Consider the following 22,047-nt stretch of genomic DNA (forward strand, 5'->3'; position numbering starts at 1 on the left):
GGTATTCGGTATGGTCTGACCATACTGTGGTCCGACCATACTCGGAAGGAGAGCCGTGCGAGTCGCCCTGTTCATCACGTGCGTGAACGACACGCTCTTCCCCGGCACCGGCAAGGCCGTCGTGTCGTTGCTGCGCAGGCTGGGCTGTGACGTCGACTTCCCCGCCGCCCAGACGTGCTGCGGGCAGATGCACGTCAACACGGGCTACCGCGCGGAGGGGGTGCGGCTGGCGCGCCACTTCACCGAGGTCTTCGCCGGCTACGACGCCGTCGTGGCGCCGTCGGGCTCGTGCGCGGCCATGGTGCGCGAGCAGTACCCAAAGCTGGCGCGCCCCGGGAGCAGGGGAGCGGCGGCGATCGCGGAGATCACGCCAAAGGTGTACGAGCTGTCCGAGTTTCTGATCGACGTCCTGAAGACCGACGACGTAGGCGCATACTTCCCGCACCGGGTGACATATCACCCGACGTGTCACTCGCTCCGCGGCCTTCGCCTGGCCGACCGGCCCACCAGGCTGCTGGGCAAGGTCAGGGGCCTGGAGCTGGTGCCGCTGCCCGGAGCCGAGGAGTGCTGCGGCTTCGGCGGCACGTTCGCGGTCAAGAACCCGGCCGTCTCCGCCGCGATGGGCGCCGACAAGACGCGCAGCATCCTCGACACGGGCGCGGAGGTGGTGTGCGCGGCGGACAACTCGTGCCTGATGCACATCGGCGGCACCCTGAGCCGCCAGCGGACCGGCGTCAGGACCATGCACCTGGCCGAGATCCTCGCGTCAACGGAGGAGGCCCAATGAGCGCAACATTCCTCGGCATGCCCGGAAATTTCCCGCAAAACGCTGCGGAAGCCGTGCAGAACTCTCAACTCCGGTACAACCTCCGCAAGGCAACGCACACCATCCGGGACAAGCGCGCCGGCGTCGTCGGCGAGCTGCCCGACTGGCAGGAGCTCCGCGCGGCCGGCAAGGCGATCAAGGACCACACGCTCCGCAACCTCGACCGCTACCTGGTCCAGCTCGAGGAGGCCGTGACCAGGGCGGGCGGCACGGTCCACTGGGCCAGGGACGCCGCCGAGGCCAACGACATCGTCACGAGACTGGTCAAGGCCACCGGCGAGACCGAGGTGGTCAAGGTCAAGTCCATGGCGACCCAGGAGATCGAGCTCAACCAGGCGCTGGCCGGGCACGGGATCACGGCGTACGAGACCGACCTGGCGGAGCTGATCGTGCAGCTCGGCGACGACTTCCCCAGCCACATCCTGGTCCCGGCGATCCACCGCAACCGGTCGGAGATCCGCGAGATCTTCCTCGACAAGATGCCCAAGGTCCCCGAGCACCTGACCGACGACCCACCCGCGTTGACCGAAGCCGCCCGGCTCCACCTGCGCGAACGCTTCCTCAGAAGCAAGGTCGCCATCTCCGGCGCCAACTTCATGGTCGCCGAGACCGGCACGCTGGTCGTGCTGGAGTCGGAGGGCAACGGCCGCATGTGCCTGTCCCTCCCTGAGACGCTCATCAGCGTCGTCGGGATCGAGAAGCTGTTGCCGTCCTGGCGCGACCTGGAGGTGTTCCTCCAGCTCCTGCCGAGGAGCTCCACGGGTGAGCGGATGAATCCGTACACGAGCATGTGGACGGGCGCCGTCGAGGGCCAGGACTTCCACCTGGTCCTGCTCGACAACGGCCGCACCGACGTGCTCGCCGACGAGGTCGGCCGCCAGGCGCTGCGCTGCATCCGCTGCTCGGCCTGCCTGAACGTGTGCCCGGTCTACGAGCGGGCGGGCGGGCACGCGTACGGCTCGGTCTATCCCGGGCCGATCGGCGCGATCCTCACCCCGCAGCTGAGGGGGATGTCGTCGGAGCTGGACGCGTCGCTGCCGTTCGCCTCCAGCCTGTGCGGCGCCTGCTACGACGTGTGCCCGGTCGCCATCGACATCCCCGAGGTGCTGGTGGACCTGCGGGCCAAGGCCCCGCACGCGGCGGCGGAGCGGGCGGGCATGAAGGTCGCCGGCTGGATACTCGACGACCACACCCGGCTCGCCAAAGCCCAGCGCGCGGCCGGCCGCCTGCGCAAACTCGTACCGAAACGACTGCCGGGACCGCTGTCCGCGTGGACCGACACCAGGAACCTGCCCGATATTCCGGAAGAATCATTCAGAGAGTGGTGGGAGCGAACCCGACGCAGCGAGCGCAGTGGAGGCTCGACGGAGGAGAGACTCCGCGGAGCGAGTGAGGAGTGGTGAGTGACCTATGGGCAGGGAGCGAACCCGACGCAGCGAGCGCAGTGGAGGCTCGACGGAGGAGAGACTCCGCGGAGCGAGTGAGGAGTGGTGAGTGACCCATGGGCAGGAGCGTGATGGGGGCGCGTGAGGAGATTCTCGCCAGGATCGGCAAGGCGGTCGCCCGCGCCGGGGACGTGGAGATCCCCCGGGACTACCGTACGACGCAGCAGGTCGAGGATCTCGTGGCGTTGTTCGCCGAGCGGGTCGACGACTACCGGGCGATCGTGCACGTGATCCCGTCGGCCGAGGTGCCTGCCAGGATCGACCAGATCATCGGCGATCGCCGCGTGATCGTGCCGGACGGCTTCGACAGGGACGGTGGCTGGACCGACCTGAACACGGCCGACGGCGTGGTCACCGGCTGCGCCGTGGCCGTCGCGGAGACCGGCACCATCGTCCTGGACCACGGTCCCGGCCAGGGGACCAGGGCGCAGACGCTGGTCCCCGACTACCACCTGTGCGTGGTGCGGGCCGGCCAGATCGTGTCCTGCGTGCCCGAGGCCGTCGCCAGGCTCGACCCGGCCAGGCCGCTTACCTGGATCAGCGGCCCGTCGGCCACCAGTGACATCGAGCTGAACCGGGTCGAGGGCGTGCACGGCCCCAGGACCCTCGAAGTGATCATCAGTACCTGAGCACGGCGGCCACGTCGGAGACGGCGTCGGTGAAGTACAGCTCCGCGTCCGTCATGGCGGCGGCCCTGGCCAGCGCGGAGTCCGAGCGTTCCTGGACCGGATGCTCGACGCCCCATCGGCGCAGCTCGTCGGGATCGGTGGCCACCTGGGTGCCGCCTTCGCCGATCCAGGCCGGCTGCGGCAGCTCGCCGGGCATGAGCAGGGCCAGCACCCTGCCCTCACGCAGTGCGTGGGCGACCGGGGCCATCCCGACGGGGCCGGCGAACTCCTCGTGGCGGGCGAGCAACCTGGCCCGCCTCTGGTCGAGCCAGTCGTCCAGCGCCCGCTCCACGTCCTCCTGGAACTGGCCGTGGTTGGAGCGGCTGCCGTGCTCGACCATGACCACCCGGTCCGCGGACTTCGTACCGAGATGGTGCATCAGGTACGAGCGCGACTTCGGCTCCCCCGCCACCAGGATCAGCTCGGTGCCGATGCGGCGTACCTGCTCGTCGATCTCGTGCGCGACGGCGACGGCGTTCTTCTCCCACGCCTCGTCCGCCGCCCGTTCGTACCGCTTCTGCGACCAGCCGCCCTGCGCGGTCTTCTGCAGCGGCCACGTGGCCGCCTCCACGGTGGTCCGGCGCGGCACCGCGCCGCCGAACACGGTCAGCTCCGCCCCCGCGTGGTCCACGATGACCCGGATGTGCGGCACGTTCTCGCCGCGGCGCATGAGCATGGGCGTGACGTGCGGCAACGGAGACCACATGGCCAGCTCGTACGGCGCCCGCGCCAGCGACTCGGCCAGCACCACGTCACCGTGCGTGGCGAACAGCGCCCGGCCGGCGGCGGCGCCGAGGGCCTCCTGCTCCAAGGCGTCGAGGGTGGCCTTGGCGTCCCCGGCGCACTCTCCGAGCCGGTCGCGCACGCTGTGCCAGTGTGTCTTCCGCTCAGGACCCGTGAGAGCGCCCAGGTACACCGAGGCGTAGGGGCCCTTCCGTTCGTACAGCGGCCTGATGAAGTCGAGCCGCACCGGTCACCACCTCCGCTTCTCCACGCCGATGCCGAGGGCCTGGGCGATGTCCGCCATGTTCGTGTAAGTGCGCTCAGGGAGGGATTCGACCATGTCGAGGATCTCATCGGGCGCGCCGTGGTCGCGCGCGCGTTCCAGCAGTTGCCCCTTGGACACCGGCCAATGGGTGTCGCTCAGCCATTTGGCCAGGTCGCTGCGGACATCGACGTCACGCTGCGTCATGCCCGCGGGAGCGCCTGGCTCGTGGCCTGGCGGGTACGACCGCATCGACTCCTCGCCAGGCGACGGCATGGCCTCGGGGTCCTTCCACTCCTCGGCGTGCGTCGTCCCGCCGCCGCGCACCATGCCCTCGTCCTCGTGTTTCTGCTGTTCGTCCAGGCGGGGATTGTGCTTGTCGCTCCCACGTTCCATGGCTCCCTCACTCCTCTCACCGCGCCCCTACCCCTGCTTTCGCGGGCAAACATCGCGACTGTGTAGCCTGCGCAGCGTGTTCCACCCCGATGTGAGCATCGCCACCGGACGGCTCGTGCTGCGCCCGTTCGGGGTCCAGGACGCGGCCAGGATCCGCACCGTCGTGGAGTCCGGCGTCCGGTTCCTCCCGCCAGGCGCGCCCGCACAGGCGTCCGGCGTCGCGCGGTGGCTCTCGACGGGCGCGCACGAGTTGCGCCGCTCCGGCCAGGGCCTGCACCTCGCCATGACGGACGCGGACGGCGTCGTCATGGGCGCCATCAGCCTGTTCAAGACCTCGTGGAGCGCGGGCACGACCGAGGTCGGGTACGCCGTGCACCCCCTCTACCGCGGCCGCGGCCTCGCCACGGAGGCCGTACGCGGGCTGGTGAGCTGGGTGTTCGACACCACGGACCTGCGCAGGATCGACCTGACCGCCAACCTGGACAACACGGCCTCACTCCGCGTCGCCCAGAAAGCGGGCTTCACCTGGGAAGGCGTGCTCAGGGCCGCGGTCATGGAGGACGACGGGCCGCACGACCTCGTCATGTTCGGCCTCCTGCGCGACGACAGCCGCGTGCCCGGCGAACTCCTGCCGAGGATGGAGTTGCGTACCGAGAGGCTGCTGCTCAGGCAGCCCGTCGCCGCGGACGCCCCCGACATGGCCGCGACCGGCGCCGACCCGCTCACCCAGGACATGACGAGCGTGCCGCGCGGCTACACCGAGGAGCACGCGCGCGGGTTCATCGACCTCTCCGAACGGATGCGCGTCCGCGGCACGGGCCTCGCCTGGGCCGTCGAAGAGACGGCCACCGGGCGCTTCGCCGCGAACGTGGACATCAGGGACCTCGACTGGAACAACCGTACGGCCGAGATCGGCTACATGACCGCCCCGTGGGCCCGCGGCAGGGGGTACGCGGGCGAGGCCGTGCTGGCCGTCGCGCGCTGGCTGTTCGAGCGGCACGGCTTCGCCCGGCTCCAGCTGCGTGCCGCCGTGACGAACCCCGCCTCCCAGCGGGTGGCCGAGAAGGCGGGTTTCGTCCGTGAGGGCGTCGCGCGGGCATCCCTCGGCGGCGAGGACCTCGTCGTCTTCAGCCTCATCCCGTCCGACCTGGCCTGGCGTGAGGGCACACCGGACTGACCTCAGAACCCTTTGTGAATCCTCCTCGCAACCGTCACCCTTGAGGTGAGGACGGTGAGGCGCGATGATCACGGTGGTCGGCTGGGACGGATCCGAGTTCTCGGCCAGGGCGATGGCCAAGCTGCACGAGGCGCGGCTCGTCGTGGGTCCCGACGCCGTTCTCGGCCGGCTCAAGCTCACCGCGCCGACGGCGGCCGACGGCTCGCTGCTCGAAGCGCTCGACGACCATCTCGAACACGGCGAAGGCCCCGCGGTCGTGCTCACGGAGGGCGATCCAGGCTTCTTCGGCGTCGTACGCACACTGCGGGCGCACGGCCTCAAACCCGACGTGCTGCCCGCCACCTCGCTGGTCACCCGCGCCTTCGCCTGCGCCGGCCTCAACTGGGAGGACGCGCTCGTCGTCGCCCCCTCGGGCCCGCACCAGCTCGCCCGCGCGGTGAACGCCTGCCGCGCACACCCCAAGGTCGCGGTGCTCGTCGCGCCCGGCGCCGGCCCGGGCGACGTCGCCAGGGAGCTCGCCCCGACCACGCCGCGCGCCCTGATCGTCTGCGAGGACCTGGGCGGGCCCGACGAGCGGGTCACGCACAGCCGCATGGGCGAGGCCACGACCAGGCCGTGGAAGGACCCCGACGTGGTCCTCGTCATCGATCCGCTGCACCAGCCCAAGGAGCCGAGCTGGGTGGCGGGCGCGCAGCCGGGCCCCGCCGAGTGGGCGCTGCCGTTCGGGAGCGGGATCGCGCCTGAGGTCAGGGCGTTCATCCTGGCCAAGCTGGGTCCCAGGCTCGGCGACCTGGTGTGGGACGTGGGCGCGGGCGCGGGCGAGATCGCCGTCGAGTGCGCCAGGATGGGCGCCGCGGTCATGGCCGTCGAACGCGAGGAGGAGTCCTGCGCCAAGCTGCGCGCCAACGTGCTCGAACACGGCGTCAAAGTGGCTCTGACCAGGGGCCAGGCGCCGCCCGCGCTGGAGCCGCTGCCCGACCCCGACGCGGTCTACGTGGGCGGCGGCGGCCCGGACGTCATCGTCGCGTGCGCCGCCCGCGGCCCGCGTACGCTGGTGTGCGCGCTCAGCAAGGTCGAGCAGGTCTCGGCCGTGCTCGACCGGCTGCGCGAGCAGGGCTACCACGGGGAGGGAAGTCAGATCCTGGCGTCGAAGCTGACCGTCGGGCCCGACGGCTCCCACCGCCTGACCGCCGCCGACCCCGTCTTCGTCGTGCACGCGACACCCGCGCACACCGGGTGACCTGTTCCGTACCGGTGCGCATCGGTTATCCTCGCGTGACTTTGTCTACCGCACCGGAGAATCCCTCACATGAAGCCGCCGCTCCTGCTGATCGGGCAGGGCTCACACGATGACGCCTACGCGGCGGAGTTCGGCAGGTTCGTCCACCGGCTCCGCTGCCGCCTCGACCAGACGGCCGCCGACGTCTCAGGCGGCTACCTGGAGCGGGCCACCCCACGGCTGAGCGACTCCGTGGCCTCGCTGGTCGCCAGGGGGCACCACCGGTTCGTGGCGCTGCCGCTCAGCCTCAGCAGGGTGAGCTTCGGCGCCGCGATGGCGCTCGAGCAGCAGCGCCACCCGACCCTCATGTACGACTCCGGCCGCCCGCTCGGGCCAGACCCGCGCGTGCTGGCGCTGCTGGCCGAGCGGCTCAACGAGGCCGCCGCCGAGATCATCAAACCGCGCCCGCTGGAGCTGGCCGGCGCCAGGCCCCGGCTGCGCGCCGTCGAGGCCCTGCCGGTCGAGGAGATCCACCCGCACGTCGAGCCGGGGGAGACCGCGGTCGTCCTGGTCGGCGAGGGCTCGACGGACGCGGCCGCCAACGCCGAGGTGCACAGGGTCTCCCGGCTGTTCTGGGAGACGTACGCCTACGACTTCATGACCGTGGAGACCGCGTTCGTGTCGGTCACCCCTCCGGGCGTGCCCGGCGGGCTGGAGCGCTGCCGGCGGCTGGGGGCCAAGCGCGTGATCGTGGTCCCGTACCTGCTGTTCGCCGGCGGCCTGCTGGAGCGCGTGTGGGCGCAGGCGCTGTCGTACGGCGCCGGGCACCCCGACCTCGACATCCGCTGCGCCGAGGTGATCGGGGACTGCGAGACCCTGGCCGACGTCGTGATCGACCGATACGAGGAAGCGCTCCAGCTCGTCCTGTGACCCCGGCTGGGCGGACTGGTACGAGGAAGCGCTCAGCTCGTCTCGTGACCCCGGCTGGGCGGACTGGTACGAGGAAGCGCTCAGCTCGTCCCGTGACCCCGGCTGGGCGGACACCATGAACAGCAACAGGAGGCACGTCGTGCTCGCTGAGACGCTCGCCGCGATCCGTCCCGCCGACCCTCTGGCGCTCGCCGAGGCCCGCGCGTACCAGGATCGCCTCACCAAGCCCCAGGGCTCGCTCGGCGTGCTGGAGGAGGTCGCGGTACGCCTGGCCGGCGCGGCAGGCGCCAGCCCGCCGCCCACGCCCGCCCCCGCCGCGCTGGCCATCTTCGCCGCCGACCACGGCGTGCACGCGCGCGGCGTCAGCCCGTGGCCGCAGGAGGTCACGGTGCAGATGGTGGCGAACTTCCTCGCGGGCGGCGCGGTGGCCAACGCCTTCGCCGCGCAGGCGGGCGTGCCGGTGACTGTGGTGGACGTCGGCGTGGCCGCCGATCTGCCCGACGCCCCCGGCCTGGTCAAGCGCAAGATCGGATACGGCACCGCCGACCTGTCGCGGGGCCCGGCGATGACCGCCGACCAGGCCGTCAGGGCGCTGGAGGCGGGGATCACCGTGGCCCGCGACCTGGTGGCGGCCGGGGCGCGCTGCCTGATCACCGGTGACATGGGCATCGCGAACACCACCGCGTCCGCCGCACTGATCTCGGCCTTCGCCGGGCGGGACGCGGCCGAGGTGACCGGCCGGGGCACGGGGGTGGACGACGAGACGTACGCGCGCAAGGTGGACGTCGTGCGGGAGGCCCTCCGTACCAACGGACTGCACTCCGCGTCCGGGGAGCCGGTGCCACCCGACGGGGGCGAGGCGTTGCGGGCGCTGGCCGCCGTCGGCGGGTTCGAGCACGCGGCCATCGCGGGGTTCGTCCTGGGCGGCGCGGCGGCCCGCGTGCCGGTGATCCTCGACGGCGTCATCGCGGGCGCCGCCGCCCTCGTGGCCGCCGCGCTCGACCCCGCCGCGCCCGACCACTGCGTCGCAGGCCACCGCTCCTCCGAGCCCGGCCACGCCGTCGCGCTCACGCACCTCGGGCTGCGCCCGCTGGTGGACCTGGAGCTACGGCTGGGCGAGGGCAGCGGCGGGCTGCTGGCGTACCCGATCGTCTGCGCGGCCGTACGCGTGATGCACGACGTGGCCACCTTCGACTCGGCGGGGGTGACCGAGAAACCCGTGTGATGATGGGGGCCGGAGGTGAGCGGTGTCCCGTTATGGCCCCATGTACGGCCCGGATATCACGTTCCTGGGCGTGGACCGTTGCGATGTGAACGATCCGGCGAGCTACCACGACGCCGACGTGGTGATCATCGGTGCGCCCTTCGACGGCGGCACCAGCAACAGGCCCGGCGCCAGGTTCGGCCCGCAGGCGCTGCGGCAGGCGTGCTACCTGCCGCACGACGGGTCCAGGCCCAGCCTGGCCCTGCGCGTGGACGCCCTGCGCGACCTGCGCGTGCTGGACGCCGGTGACGTCGAGTGCTATTCGGGCGACGTCGAGGGCTCACTGGCGGCGATCGAGGACGCGGTGCACAGGATCGCCGCCTCCGGCGCCGTCCCGCTGGTGCTCGGCGGCGACCACACCGTCGCGCTGCCCGACGCGCGGGGCACGGCGCGGGCGTACGCGGCGGGCCGTACCTCGATGATCCACTTCGACGCGCACGCCGACACGGGCGACATCAGCTTCGGCCACCTGTACGGCCACGGCCAGCCGATGCGGCGGCTCATCGAGTCCGGCGCCATCCGCGGCGACAGATTCCTGCAGATCGGGCTGCGCGGCTACTGGCCAGGCCCGGAGACGCTCGACTGGATGGCCGGCCAGAACATGCGCTCCTACGAGATGACCGAGATCGTCGCCCGGGGGCTCGAGGAGTGCCTGACGGAGTCGTTCGGGATCGCGCTCGACGAATGCGACCAGATCTTTCTGTCCGTGGACATCGACGTCTGCGATCCTGCCCACGCGCCGGGGACCGGCACGCCCGAGCCCGGCGGGCTGACGGCCAGGCAACTGCTCGACGCCGTACGCAGGATCTGCTACGAGCTTCCCGTGGTCGGGATCGAGGTGGTGGAGGTGGCTCCGGCGTACGACCACGCGGACATCACCGCCTACCTCGGAAACCGGGTTATCCTTGAAGCGCTGTCAGCGATGGCCAGACGCCGTAAGGACGATGGGGGCGGGCCTCGCTGGGATCCTCGGCAGCCTCTTCTTGACGGTCGTTAACCCGTGCGCAGCAAATGACGCATGCGAAGCCGGTAGGTTTGCCTCTTGACACAACCTTCGCGAACGGGAGATTTCCCCCATGGGTCCCTACCTCCTCGGCCTGCGGCTTTCCGGCCGCCGGGTCCTCGTCGTGGGCGGCGGCCGCGTCGCGCAGCGGCGAGTTCCCGCGCTGCTAGAGGCCGGTGCGGAGGTCACCGTTGTATCGCCGGGTGTGACTCCGGCCCTCGACGACCTGATCGCCGCGGGCAGGGTCACCTGGCACGCCAGGCCCTACGAGGTCGGCGACTGCGACGGGGCCTGGCTCGTGCAGGCCTGCACCGACGACAGGTCCGTCAACACGGCGGTCGCCGCGGAGGCGGAGGCCAAACGCGTGTGGTGCGTGCGAGCCGACGACAAGGACGCCTCCGCCGCCTGGACACCCGCCTCCGGCCGGGTCGAGGAGATCAGCGTGGCCGTCACCGCGGGCGGCGACCCGCGCCGGGCCGCCGGCATCAGGGACGCGGTCGTCGGCGCGCTACGCGACGGCACGGTCGACGCCCGGCGCAACCGCACGAAACCGGTCGGTGTGGCGCTCGTCGGCGGCGGGCCAGGTGACCCCGGTCTGATCACGGTGCGCGGGCGGCAACTCCTCGCGCAGGCCGACGTGGTGGTCGCCGACCGGCTCGCGCCGCGCGGCCTGCTCGACGAGCTGGCGCCCGACGTCGAGCTGATCGACGCCGCCAAGGTCCCCTACGGCAGGGCGCTGTCCCAGGACACCATCAACGAGCTGCTCGTGGACCGCGCCAGGCAGGGCAAGTTCGTGGTGCGGCTCAAGGGGGGCGACCCGTTCGTGTTCGGGCGGGGCGGCGAGGAGATGATCGCCTGCGCCCGGTCCGGCATCCCCGTGCTCGTGGTGCCCGGCATCACCAGCGCCGTCGCGGTGCCCGCGGCGGCCGGGGTGCCGGTGACGCACCGAGGAGTCAGCCAGGAGTTCCACGTGATCTCCGTGCACGTCGCGCCCGACGACCCCAAGTCAACCGTCGACTGGCCCGCGCTGGCCCGTTCCCAGGGCACGCTGGTGCTGCTGATGGCCGTCGAGCGGCTGGCGAAGGTGGCCGAGGTGCTCCTTCGCGAAGGACGTTCGGCGGAGACTCCCGCAATGGTGGTACAGGACGGTACCCTTCCGACCCAGCGGGCGGTCATCGCTTCGCTTTCCACCGTGGCCGACCGCGTGTCCGCGGCTGGGATACGGCCGCCGGCGATCGTCATCGTCGGCGACGTCGTAAGGGTCGGCCAGGAGGTCGAGATGGTTCGAGCGGAGCGCTTGCCGTGAACACGGCCATGGATGATGGGCGACACGAGTCACCCGGGGAGCAGACGTTGGGCTTCCCGTCGGTGACGGACGAAGACCTGACCGAGGTCCGGGCCGACGACGGCCCCGACAACGCCTTGGACGGCGCCTCCGACGGCGCCGAGGGCGTGCGGGGGAAGGGCGACTCAAGGGACGGACCGGGCCCCTCGGACCGTGCGGGTCCCTCACCCGGGGAGTCCGCAGGTTCGCCGCCTGCGGCCTCTTCGCGGGCTGGAGCGTCCGACGAGCCCCCCGAGCCCGAGAGGCCAAGCCTCTTCACAGCTCGCTCCCGCCCCGCGAAACCAGGCGCCACGCCCGATCGCGGCCCTGCCACCAGAAGGCCCGGCGACCCGGGCAGGTCCGGCCCCGACACCGCCAGGTCCGCCGCTGATACCGCCACTGACGCTGGCAGGCTCGGCGCTGATGTGGGCAGGTCGGCCGGAGACACTGGCAGGTCCACTGGTGGCACCGGCTCGTCCTTCGAGGATGCGGGCAGCCCTGGTGGTGATGCCGGCACGGGCGGCGTCGGCGCGGATTCGGGTGCGTCCGAGCGGCCGTCGCTCTTCGTGCGACCCGCCGCGCTCGGCGGCCCGGCCCCCCGCAAGGATCCCACCGGCGAGGAAGCGCCTGCCCCACGCGGTTTCTTCGAGCAGGAGCCCACCCCCACGACGGAACGCCGTGCGACTTCGGCGGAGGCGACGCGTCCCAAGGTTCGCCGGGACAAGTCGGCCTCCAAGATCTCCGGCGAGCAGCAGGAGCCCGAGGAGCGGACACCTGGCGAGGACCCGAGAGCCGAGCATCAGCCGGACGACACGCCATCGTCCGACATCCAGGTCGCAGGCACCCGGGCTCCCGCCGCCGAGGCTCCTGACACTGGGGCTTTCAACGCTGAGGCTCCTGGCATTGGGGCTTTCAACGCTGAGGCTCCTGGCATTGGGGCTTTCAACGCTGAGGCTCCTGGCATTGGGGCTTTCGACACAGAGGCTTCAGGCATTGGGGCTTTCGACGCGGAGGCTTCGGGCGCCAAGACCTTTGGCAGCGAGGCCGCCCACGGTCAGGTCGCCGCCACGGAGACCTCCGACGCCGAGGGTTCCGTCTTTCGGCCCTTCACCGCCCGGACCTCCAGGATCGTGCCATCCGGCAGCGAATCATCCGACGGCGAAGCACTTGCCGGCCAGGGTCCCGGGCACCAGGCACCTGGCGATGAGGCGTTCAGCCTCACGAATTCCGGTGACGAGCCATCCGGCAGTGAGACGCCCGGTGACGAGCCGGTCCGGGGCGAGACGTCCCGTGGTGAGCCCGTCGGTGGTGAGCCGGTCGGCGGTGAGGCCCCCGGCAATGAGTCGGCCCGCAGCGAGACGTCCGATAGCGAGCCGCCCCGGGCCGAGACGCCCGGTAATGCCGAGTCGGTTTGGGGCGAGGCGTCCGGTGGTGAGCCGGTCGGCGGTGAGGCGCTCGACGATGAGTCGGCCCGGAGTGAGACGTCCAGTGATGAGCTGGCCCGGGGTGAGATGTCCGGGGATGAGTCGGTCGGCGGTGAGGCCGCCGGCGATGAGCCGGCCCGGAGTGAGACGTCCGGTAACGAGCTGGCCCGGGGCGAGGCGTCCGGCGATGAGTCGGCGCGGAGTGAGACATCGAGTGGCGAGTCGGCCCGGGGAGAGACGTCCGGCGATGAGCCGGCCGGGAGTGAGTCGACCGGAGACGAGTCGACCGGCGGTGAGAAGCCAGGTGACCTGGATGGTGAACGGGCGGACGGGCCGGGGTCCGGAAAGGGTCAGTCGCGTGGGGAGGAGTTGCCGGCGGCGACCGTCGAGGCGTTGACGACGGCACTCGACACCCTTCGGGAAAGCGTCGCGGACCTGCGTTTCGGGCTCGACCTGCCCGGTGTGGACGAGGCCAGGCAGGCCCAGGCCGAGCTGCTGGCCCAGCTCCAGGACTACGTGCTCCCCAGGGTCAGGACCAACACCGCCCCGGCCCTGATCGTGATCGCCGGCTCGACCGGCGCGGGCAAGTCCACCCTGGTCAACTCCCTGGCGGAGAAGAACGTCTCGCGCACCGGCGTACGCCGCCCGACCACCGGCACCCCCGTGCTGGCCTGCCACCCCGACGACCGCAAGTGGTTCGCGGAGGGCGAGCTGCTCGGCGGACTGCAGCGGGTCGACAAGCCGTCGCCCGAGGCCGGGCTGCGCAGCATGGTCATCGTCGCGACCGAGAAGCTCCCGCAGGGCGTCGCGCTGCTCGACACCCCCGACATCGACTCGGTCGTCGAGGAGCACCACGAGGTCGCCCACCGCATGCTCGACGCCGCCGACCTGTGGATCTTCGTGACCACCGCGGCCCGCTACGCCGACGCCCCCGCCTGGAGTCTGCTGCGCCTGGCCAAGGAACGCGGCGCCCGGCTGGCCATCGTGCTCTCGCGCGTACAACCCAAGTCCGCCGACGTGGTGCTGAAGCACTTCGTCCGCATGCTCACCGAATACGGCCTCGGCGACATCGACAGGTTCGTCGTCCACGAGGCGAAGGTCGCCGACGGCAGGCTGCCCGACAGCGAGGTCACCGAGCTGCGGCTCTGGCTGGCCGAGCTGTCGGTGGACGAGGAGCGCCGCGCCCAGGCCGTACGCGAGACGCTGGGCGGCGTGCTCGACAGCTTCCGCACCCGCGTACCCGCGCTGGCCAGGCATCTGGAGGGGCAGGTCGCGTTCAGGGCGGAGCTGCGCAGCGACGTGGACGCGGCCTTCATGGGCGCGCTCACCGAGATCGACAAGGCGTCGAAGAACGGCTCGCTGCTGCACGGTGAGGTGCTGGCCCGCTGGCAGGACTTCGCCGGCTCCGGCGACCTCATGCGTTCGCTGCAACTACGCAAGCGCGGCCGGGCGGCCAGGCAGGCGCCAGAACGGGTGCTCGCGTTCAAGGCGGCGATCCGCACCGGCCTGGAGTCGGTCATCGTCGCCGCCGCCAACCGCGCCGCCGAGGACGTGGTCGCGCGCTGGCGGCACCGCTCGGAGCTGGGCGCCACGCTCGGCGAGGGCCTCGACAGACCCTCCGACGATCTCGTACGCCATACCGGCCGCGCCATCGCCTCCTGGCAGGAGCACCTGAGTGAGCTCGTACGCACGGAAGGCGTGGCCAAGCGGTCGGTGTCGAAGCTGGTGTCGTTCGATCCCGACTCGCTGGCGTTGATCTTCATGGTCGCGATGTTCAGCGGCGGCAACGGTGAGGGGGTGCCGCACCGGCTGGTCAACGCCCTGCTCGGCGCGGAGTCGCTGCGCGGCATCGGCGCGAAGGCGCTCAGCGACCTGCGGGCGCGGATCGGCATGTTGTTCGACGAGGAAGCGATGCGTTACGTACAAGCGCTCGACTCCGCGGGCATTCCCGACGAGTCCGTCGCGACCCGGCTCTACCAGGCAACGTACAATCTCGAGGTCGCTCGATGACCATCATGACCACCAGGCCAGGGCTCGCCCCGCGGTTGTCCGCGCTCTCCAAGGTGGTGGAGCTGGGCCCGGGGCGGCTGGACAAGAAACTGCTCAACGAGGCCAACGGGCTGCTGCTGCAGGCCGGTAACCGGCTCAAGCTGTCCTCCGAGCACACGGTCGTCGCCCTGGCGGGCGGCACCGGCAGCGGCAAGTCGTCGTTGTTCAACTCGCTCTCCGGCCTCGAACTGTCACCCACCGGCGTACGCCGGCCGACCACCGCCCGCACGCACGCCTGCGTGTGGGGGCTGGAGGGCTCCGCGCCGCTGCTCGACTGGCTGCAGATCCAGGAACGGCACCGTTTCTCGCGCGCCAGCGCGCTCGACAAGGGCGACAGCCAGCTCCACGGGCTGATCCTGCTCGACCTGCCCGACCACGACTCGATCAGGGCACTCACCGACACCGAGGCCGACCGGCTCATCGGCCTGGCCGACCTGGTGGTGTGGGTGCTCGACCCGCAGAAGTACGCCGACGCCTCCACACACCGGCGCTACGTGACGGAGCTGGCGGGGCATGACGCGGTGACCGTGTTCGCGCTCAACCAGGCCGACCGGCTCACCGCGGAAGAGCTGGCCGAGCTGGTCATCGACCTCAACGACCTGCTGCGCCGCGAAGGCGTCGAGCACCCGAGTGTCGTACCCACCTCGGCGGTCACCGGGCGGGGCATCGAGAGCCTCAGGAGCGTCATCGCCACCGCGGTCACCCGGCGGCGCGCCGCCATCCAGAAGCTCGAAGCCGACCTCCACCGGCTCGAACAACGCCTGGCCGAGGCCATGCCGCTGGGTGAGGCCCTGACGGCGTCGTCCTCGGTCGACGAGGCCCGCCGGATGGGGCTGACCGACGCGCTCTGCGACGCGGTGGGCGTACCGGCCGTGGGAGAGGCCATGGAGAACGTCTACGCGGAGCGGTCGAGCCAGTGGGTCGGGTGGCCGTACCCGCGGTGGATCTCGAGGTTCCGCTCCGATCCGCTGAAGAGCCTGCACCTGGAGGACGTGGGTGAGGAGATCCGCGGCATCACGACCGGTTCTGTGAGCGCGCAGTCGGCCGAGGTCGCGAACGCCGTACAGGCTCTCTCCGACGGGCTGTCCATGGGGATGAGCCCGGTATGGCGTACGGCTGTGCACCAGGCGGCCAGGTCCCGCTCCGGCCAGCTGCCGCAGGCGCTGACCGAGGACCTCACCGAGGTTGCGCCGCAGCTGGACCGGGTGCCCGGATGGTGGCGGGTCCTCAAGGTGTGGCAGTACCTCCTGGTGGCGGTGTTCGTCGCCGGGGTGGTCTGGCTGGCGGCCGGCCTCCTCATGCCCGGACAACTGCCCCCGGCACTGGAGCTCCTCGGCGACAGCGCGGCGCTGCCGTGGGTGGCGCTGATGATGGCCTCCGTACTGGGATTGGGCGTGCTGTCCGGCATCGCGTCCCGCAACTTCGTCGAGCTGGGGGCTTCGCGGGAGCGGGAACGGCTCGAGCGCGAGATGCGCCGGAGGGTCGCCGCGGTCTCGGCGACCATGGTCGTCGAACCTGTCGAACGTGAGCTCGGTCGCCACCATGCCTTCTACACGGCCCTCCGAGATCTGTCCGTCTGACGCCGCCCTTCTCCGGCTCTCTGCGGCCTTCGCGGGTGCTTCGCGGTCCACAGCCGCCTGGACCCGCCTCCGGCTTATCCACAGAATGCCGTTCGGTCGCCCGCGGTCCCGCCCTCTCGCGGCACCGTGGTCCCAGGTCGCGGGCAGTCGGCCCGCCACATGGGAGGCACGGGATGAACGACATCTACATCACGCTCACCGGCAACGTCGCAGCAGAGCCGAGGCAATACAGCTTCGACGACGGCACCAGGGTCACGTCTTTGAGGGTGTTCACCTCACACCGCTACTTCGACAAGAAAACGGGCCAGTGGACAGACGGGGACAGGGTCTGCTTCACGGTCCGTTGCTGGCGAGCCCTGGGCGAAAACGTCGCCACCTCCATGCGGGCGGGACAACCGGTCGTGGTGTCGGGCAAGCTCCGCATCCGCGAGTTCGGCCCGGAGGGTGATCGCCGCTTCGTGCCCGAGATAGAGGCCAGCGCCGTGGGCCACGACCTGCGCTGGGGCACCGGCACCTTCGCCAAGCCCGATCGGGGCAGCAGCGGGGTTGGCTCGATGAGCAGGGAGATGCGCGACCGCCTCGACGCCGAGACCCAGGACTGGGCGATGGGCTCACGCCCCCTCCGCGGCCTCCCCCGATCCGAGCGCACTCCCGAGGCCGACCTGGGCCGCGTGCTGGGGGCCGAGCGCGACACCGTACACAGCTTGCGAGCGCACGACGACACCGCCCGCACGTTGGGAATGCAGAGCGACCCCGTACGCACCGTGGGCCCAGACGCCGCCAACGGCCGGCCGTCGCCGTTGGCCGGCGAAACCCCCCAAGCCTTCGCGGCGAACCCCGACGACGCTCCCGCCTGGGCCCCACCCGCGCCGAGCAGCCTGACCTGGGACAGTCCCGCCGCAGGCGTGAACGGGCAGCCCGGACCTCCCTCGGGAATGCCCAGGCAGGCCGGACCTGAGTCGGGCGGGGAAGGCGGACCTGCTTCGGGAATGGACGCGGTGGGCGATCCGGCCTCGGAGGCCAAGCGCGACTCAGGCCAGGCCGTCAGGGGTAAGGCCGGCACCGGTCGCACTCAAAGGACGAAGGTGAGCACCAGTCGCCCGGTTGGGCCAGAGAGCGACACGGTGCGCGTCCTCGGCGCCAACGACCAGGCGACCTTCACCGTGGGTGCCGACGAAGACGACCGGGACACCGAGCAGCCGGCGGCGGGTCAGCGAGCAGCGGCGTAACGCCCGGATCAACGAGGCCATCCATCGCATCGAGCAGGGGCATCGGGCGCCGGCCCCGATGCCCCTCCATGCACCACGCCAAGCCCTCCAGACAGCCCGACCGACCACGGACGCCCGATACGAGCAGCAAGAACGTCCGAAGAAGCACCTACAGGGGCGTTGGACGTGCGAGAGATGCCAGACCGGTCCAGGGAGAGATGCCAGACCGGTTCAGCAGGCCGGGACCGGCCGGCGATGAGGGCGCCGCCCGCGAGGGGTGGAAGGCACAGGGAGCGTTGGCGGAGGGAAGGTGCGCAGGGGAGTAGCCAGAGGGGAGGGGAGGGAACCGGCCGGATTTGGTTGACCCCCGAGGGCGGCCGATGGTGTGTTGCCGGCGGCAGATGGCAAGGGCATCTGTCAGGTCCAGGTCACGCCCCGCACCATGGTTGCTCCTTTCCAGCACGGCCCCGCTCGCGATTTGAGCAGGCGTAGTTAGTGCCAACGTATCGGATTCCCATCGCGCAACGCACACTCCGCAATTATTGTGTTACACATCGTTAGTCAGGGAGGAGACGAGATGGCGGCGACCAGTCACGCCTCGATCAAGTCTCGCGACGGTGTGTCAACGTTGGCCGGCCGCTGGCCGTTGCTCGGGCAACGCCGCCCGCTCGTGGCCTACTTCGCCGCGATAGTCGCTCTTGATCTCGCCGCGATCGTGCTGTTCGCGGCGTCCACTGATGTCCGGTGGTCGGACGTGCTCACGTTCGCCGCCCTCATGGCCTGCGGGGCGGTCTGCATCGAGGCGACCAGACGCCTGGGCATGCCCGCCGGGGTCGCGCGCGACCTGTTGTCGGCCTGGTGGCTGCCGGTGGCGCTGCTCCTGCCGCCGGTCTATGCGCTGTTCGGGCCGATAGTCCTGCAGTTCCTGCTTCAGGTGCGGGTGCGGGCCACGGTGCTCTACCGCCGGGTGTTCAGCTCAGCCGCCATCGGCCTGGCCGGCTGTACGGCCTCCGTCGTGTTCCACCGGTTCGTCGACGACCCCTGGCCGCTGTCGCGGGGCAACGACCCGCTGATCCTCTACGCGGTGGCGGCCGCCGTGCTGTTCTCCCTGCTCAACATCGCGCTCATCGCCCTCGCCGCCCACATGGCCGACCCCGACATCCCCTGGCGCGAGGTCCTGTGGAACAGGGAGAGCGTGCTGCTGGACATCGTCGAGCTGTGCCTGGGTGTCACGGTCACGATCGGCTGCGGCCTCAACCTGATCCTGCTGATCCTCGCCCTGCCGCCGGTGGTGCTGCTGCAACGCAGCCTGCTCCATGCCCAGCTTCAGGCCGCCGCCCGTACGGACGCCAAAACCGGTCTGCTCAACGCCGCCGCCTGGCAGCGCGAGGCGGACACCGAGATCGTCCGCGCCCGCCGCACCGGCGAGACCCTGGCCCTCCTGATCATCGACATCGACCACTTCAAACGCGTCAACGACGCCCACGGCCATCTGGTCGGCGACCAGGTGCTCGCCGGGGTGGCGGCTACGTTGCGCAGCCAGTTGCGCGACTACGACGTGGTGGGGCGGTTCGGAGGTGAGGAGTTCGTCGTTCTGCTGCCGGGCGCGGATGCCGAGGAGGCCAGCCGGGTCGCCGAGCGCCTTCGCGTTCGTATCGGCCGCACAGCCATTCCCGTCGACGACATCCTGGTCAAGATCACTATTTCGGCCGGGGTGGCTCTGATGAGCATCCACGGCGACGACCTGATCGACCTGCTGGCCGCCGCCGACCTGGCTCTTTACCGCGCCAAGGAGCTGGGCCGCGACCGCGTCTGCATCCCCGCCGTCCAACCATCCCCACCCCCTACCTCCGACGACACCACTCCATGACGACGCCGTTCCGTGGGGACGCCGTTCCCTGAGGGACCGCCGCTCGGGGAGGCTGCCGTTCCCGGAGTCCTGGTCCATGTCGTGATTGATCGCCCTCGGGCCTTGATGGACGTGATGCCCTGCCGTCAGGCTTTCACGGTCTCTTCCCGGCTGGGGAAGTGGCGGTGAGCTTCTGGCCTCGCGTTCTTGGTTGCCGTCACTCCAGACAGCGTGTCTTGGCCCTACCGGGGAGGAGCGGCGGAAGCCCGGGTCGGGAGCCCCTAAGCTAGAGGGCATGCCGGAGTACATCTACACCCTGCAGCGCGTGCGCAAGGCGCACGGCGACAAGGTTGTCCTTGACGACGTCACGGTGTCGTTCCTGCCCGGAGCCAAGATCGGTGTCCTGGGGCCGAACGGCACCGGGAAGTCGACGCTGCTCAGGATGATGGCCGGTCTGGACCAGCCGTCCAACGGCGAGGCCAAGCTCATGCCCGGCTTCACGGTGGGCATGCTCCAGCAGGAGCCGCCGCTCAACGAGGAGAAGACCGTCCTCGGCAACGTTCAGGAGGGCGTCGCCGAGACGATGGGGATGCTCCAGCGCTACAACGACATCGCCGAGCAGATGGCCACCGACTACAGCGACGATTTGCTGGCGGAGATGGGCAAGCTGCAGGACCAGCTCGAGCACCGCAACGCGTGGGACCTCGACAGTCAGCTGGAGCAGGCCATGGACGCGTTGCGCTGCCCGCCGCCCGACGCCGACGTGACCACGCTGTCCGGTGGCGAGCGGCGCAGGGTCGCCCTGTGCAAGCTGCTCCTTGAGGCGCCCGACCTGCTGCTGCTCGACGAGCCCACCAACCACCTCGACGCCGAGAGCGTGCAGTGGCTGGAGCAGCACCTGGAGAAATACGCCGGCACGGTGCTGGCAGTCACCCACGACCGCTACTTCCTGGACAACGTGGCCGGTTGGATCCTGGAGCTCGACCGCGGCCGCGCGTTCGCGTACGAGGGCAACTACTCCACCTACCTCGATGCCAAGGCTCAGCGGCTCAAGGTCGAGGGGCAGAAGGACATCAAGCGGAAGAAGCGCCTGGAAGACGAGCTGGAGTGGGTCCGGTCCAACCCGAAGGCCCGCCAGACGAAGAGCAAGGCCCGGCTCCAGCGCTACGAGGAGATGGCGACCGAGGCGGACAAGCACCGCAAGCTCGACTTCGACGAGATCCAGATCCCGCCGGGGCCGCGCCTGGGCACCACGGTGATCACGAGCGAGCAGCTCACCAAGGGGTTCGGAGACCGGCTGCTGATGGAGGGGCTGACGTTCGACCTGCCGCGCAACGGCATCGTCGGAGTCATCGGACCCAACGGCGTCGGCAAGACCACGCTGTTCCGCATGATCACGGGTGCGGAGAAGCCCGACAGCGGTTCCATCACGGTCGGTGACACGGTCAAGCTCTCCTACGCGGACCAGAGCCGCGGCGGCATCGACTCGACCAAGAATGTCTGGGAGGTCGTTTCCGACGGGCTCGACCACATCAAGGTCGGTAACGTGGAAATGCCATCCAGGGCGTATATCGCGGCGTTCGGGTTCAAGGGTCCCGACCAGCAGAAGAAGGCCGGCGTTCTGTCGGGTGGCGAGCGCAACCGGCTCAACCTGGCGCTCACCCTCAAGCAGGGCGGCAACGTGCTGCTGCTCGACGAGCCCACCAACGACCTCGACACGGATACGCTGTCCTCGCTGGAGAACGCCCTGCTCGACTTCCCCGGCTGCGCGGTCATCACCTCGCACGACCGGTGGTTCCTCGACCGCATCGCCACCCACATCCTGGCGTGGGAGGAAGGCTCGAACTGGTTCTGGTTCGAGGGCAACTTCGCCGACTACGAGAAGAACAAGATCGATCGTCTGGGTGCCGACGCGGCTCGCCCGCATCGGGTGACGTACCGGAAGCTGCACCGCGACTGATCGGCCGCACATCCTCGCGGACCGCGACTGATCGGCCGCTCGTTCTCGCGGAGTCCCAGTCGGCACGAGGGAGTGAGGCCTGCCAGAGTCCGGCAGGCTTCGTCAGGTTCCCCGGAGATCTTCCGTGGCTCGGCGGCAGGCGGGGTGATGCCTGCCGTTGGGCGACGGGCCTTGTCAAGGTCCAGGGCAGTCTCGTGGTTGGACGTCGGGCGTTTTCGGGGTTCGAGGTCGTGGTCGGACGTCGGGTCTCGTCAGGGTTCGAGGTTGTCGTTCGACGTTGGGGCTGGTCAGGGTTCGGGGGAGGCCCGCCGTGGGGTGGTGGGCGCTGTCAGGGTTCGGTGGGGATGCTGACCAGCGCGGACAGGGACTCGACGAAGAAGTAGATCACCCGGAAGAACGCCAGCACGTCTCCGCGTTCCAGCCGCAGTCCCCGGTACATAACGATCCGCCCGGGATCGGCCCCCTCGCGGAGCTGCTGCCAGGTGGCCTCCCCGGCGACCAGCACGTAGTCGGCGTCCCCCGGCCCGGCTTCGACGACCGCGTCGGCGCACTTGCCGTCCTTCCAGGTCAGCACGAGGTACGCGCCCGTCTCCCGCACCCCCAGCGCCCACGTGGCGGTGTATCCGGCGCGGGCGCGGTCGATCCAGTTCCAGTACGCCGGCAGCTTGCCCTCCTGGGGAGGCCCGGCGTCCACGGCGGCGCGGGCGGCCTCGGCCCACTCCGGGGTGAAGAAACGCATG

The 22,047-nt window shown here is 70.6% G+C and carries 17 protein-coding genes; 14 read left to right on the forward strand and 3 right to left on the reverse strand.

Annotation, left to right across the window (positions count from 1 at the left end; genetic code table 11):
- Nucleotides 1-55: 55 nt before the first annotated feature.
- The 3 genes from ITP53_RS10080 (at nt 56) to ITP53_RS10090 (ending at nt 2,900) form a co-directional block, all read left to right on the forward strand.
- Entirely contained in the window at nt 56-787 is a 732-nt protein-coding gene (locus tag ITP53_RS10080) for a (Fe-S)-binding protein (RefSeq protein ID WP_195895066.1), read from the forward strand.
- Complete coding sequence (locus ITP53_RS10085) at nt 784-2,229, forward strand: lactate utilization protein B (RefSeq protein WP_195895067.1); 1,446 nt, start codon at nt 784-786, stop codon at nt 2,227-2,229. Before ITP53_RS10080 ends, ITP53_RS10085 begins: the two co-directional genes overlap by 4 nt.
- Nucleotides 2,230-2,327: 98 nt before the next feature.
- A complete protein-coding gene (locus tag ITP53_RS10090; RefSeq protein WP_407941219.1) occupies nt 2,328-2,900 on the forward strand; it encodes a LutC/YkgG family protein in 573 nt (190 codons plus the stop codon).
- Here ITP53_RS10090 and ITP53_RS10095 read toward each other — a convergent pair.
- Together ITP53_RS10095 and ITP53_RS10100 are read right to left on the reverse strand one after the other, a co-directional pair.
- Nucleotides 2,890-3,909: a baeRF2 domain-containing protein gene (locus ITP53_RS10095; protein ID WP_195895068.1), complete on the reverse strand. Its 1,020-nt coding sequence runs from the start codon at nt 3,907-3,909 to the stop codon at nt 2,890-2,892. The two genes, ITP53_RS10090 and ITP53_RS10095, sit on opposite strands and share 11 nt — an antisense overlap.
- Before the next feature lie 3 nt (nt 3,910-3,912).
- Nucleotides 3,913-4,320: a DUF2795 domain-containing protein gene (locus tag ITP53_RS10100; RefSeq protein WP_195895069.1), complete on the reverse strand. Its 408-nt coding sequence runs from the start codon at nt 4,318-4,320 to the stop codon at nt 3,913-3,915.
- A 76-nt stretch (nt 4,321-4,396) separates the two neighbouring features.
- Here ITP53_RS10100 and ITP53_RS10105 point away from each other — a divergent pair, with 76 nt between their 5' ends.
- The 11 genes from ITP53_RS10105 (at nt 4,397) to ettA (ending at nt 21,307) form a co-directional block, all read left to right on the forward strand.
- Nucleotides 4,397-5,497, forward strand: coding sequence for a GNAT family N-acetyltransferase (locus ITP53_RS10105; protein WP_195895070.1), 1,101 nt, complete (start codon nt 4,397-4,399; stop codon nt 5,495-5,497).
- A 64-nt stretch (nt 5,498-5,561) separates the two neighbouring features.
- Nucleotides 5,562-6,737, forward strand: coding sequence for a bifunctional cobalt-precorrin-7 (C(5))-methyltransferase/cobalt-precorrin-6B (C(15))-methyltransferase (locus ITP53_RS10110; protein ID WP_195895071.1), 1,176 nt, complete (start codon nt 5,562-5,564; stop codon nt 6,735-6,737).
- Between the two features lie 69 nt (nt 6,738-6,806).
- On the forward strand, nt 6,807-7,646 hold the full coding sequence (locus ITP53_RS10115) for a sirohydrochlorin chelatase (protein WP_195895072.1): 840 nt from the start codon (nt 6,807-6,809) through the stop codon (nt 7,644-7,646).
- Between the two features lie 115 nt (nt 7,647-7,761).
- Complete coding sequence (cobT, locus tag ITP53_RS10120; protein WP_195895073.1) at nt 7,762-8,871, forward strand: nicotinate-nucleotide--dimethylbenzimidazole phosphoribosyltransferase; 1,110 nt, start codon at nt 7,762-7,764, stop codon at nt 8,869-8,871.
- 40 nt (nt 8,872-8,911) lie between these two features.
- Nucleotides 8,912-9,907: an agmatinase gene (gene speB, locus ITP53_RS10125; RefSeq protein ID WP_207755739.1), complete on the forward strand. Its 996-nt coding sequence runs from the start codon at nt 8,912-8,914 to the stop codon at nt 9,905-9,907.
- A 79-nt stretch (nt 9,908-9,986) separates the two neighbouring features.
- Nucleotides 9,987-11,219, forward strand: coding sequence for a uroporphyrinogen-III C-methyltransferase (gene cobA, locus ITP53_RS10130; protein WP_195895075.1), 1,233 nt, complete (start codon nt 9,987-9,989; stop codon nt 11,217-11,219).
- 1,148 nt (nt 11,220-12,367) lie between these two features.
- The gene (locus tag ITP53_RS10135; protein ID WP_328814344.1) at nt 12,368-14,671 is read left to right on the forward strand and encodes a dynamin family protein; all 2,304 of its coding nucleotides are present in this window, start codon (nt 12,368-12,370) and stop codon (nt 14,669-14,671) included.
- Nucleotides 14,668-16,290 (forward strand): YfjP family GTPase, encoded by a 1,623-nt coding sequence (locus tag ITP53_RS10140; RefSeq protein ID WP_195895076.1) that lies wholly within the window; start codon nt 14,668-14,670, stop codon nt 16,288-16,290. The genes ITP53_RS10135 and ITP53_RS10140 overlap by 4 nt, the downstream gene beginning before the upstream one ends.
- A 173-nt stretch (nt 16,291-16,463) precedes the next feature.
- On the forward strand, nt 16,464-17,519 hold the full coding sequence (locus ITP53_RS10145; RefSeq protein WP_195895077.1) for a single-stranded DNA-binding protein: 1,056 nt from the start codon (nt 16,464-16,466) through the stop codon (nt 17,517-17,519).
- A 556-nt stretch (nt 17,520-18,075) separates the two neighbouring features.
- Complete coding sequence (locus ITP53_RS10150) at nt 18,076-19,368, forward strand: GGDEF domain-containing protein (RefSeq protein WP_195895078.1); 1,293 nt, start codon at nt 18,076-18,078, stop codon at nt 19,366-19,368.
- 274 nt (nt 19,369-19,642) lie between these two features.
- Nucleotides 19,643-21,307, forward strand: coding sequence for an energy-dependent translational throttle protein EttA (gene ettA / locus ITP53_RS10155; RefSeq protein WP_195895079.1), 1,665 nt, complete (start codon nt 19,643-19,645; stop codon nt 21,305-21,307).
- A gap of 328 nt (nt 21,308-21,635) precedes the next feature.
- Here the strand turns inward: ettA and ITP53_RS10160 are convergent, their stop codons facing one another.
- The gene (locus tag ITP53_RS10160; RefSeq protein WP_195895080.1) at nt 21,636-22,046 is read right to left on the reverse strand and encodes a hypothetical protein; all 411 of its coding nucleotides are present in this window, start codon (nt 22,044-22,046) and stop codon (nt 21,636-21,638) included.
- Nucleotide 22,047: the final 1 nt, after the last annotated feature.

The sequence above is a fragment of the Nonomuraea cypriaca genome (assembly GCF_015645445.1).
GTDB classification, from domain to species: Bacteria; Actinomycetota; Actinomycetes; order Streptosporangiales; family Streptosporangiaceae; genus Nonomuraea; species Nonomuraea cypriaca.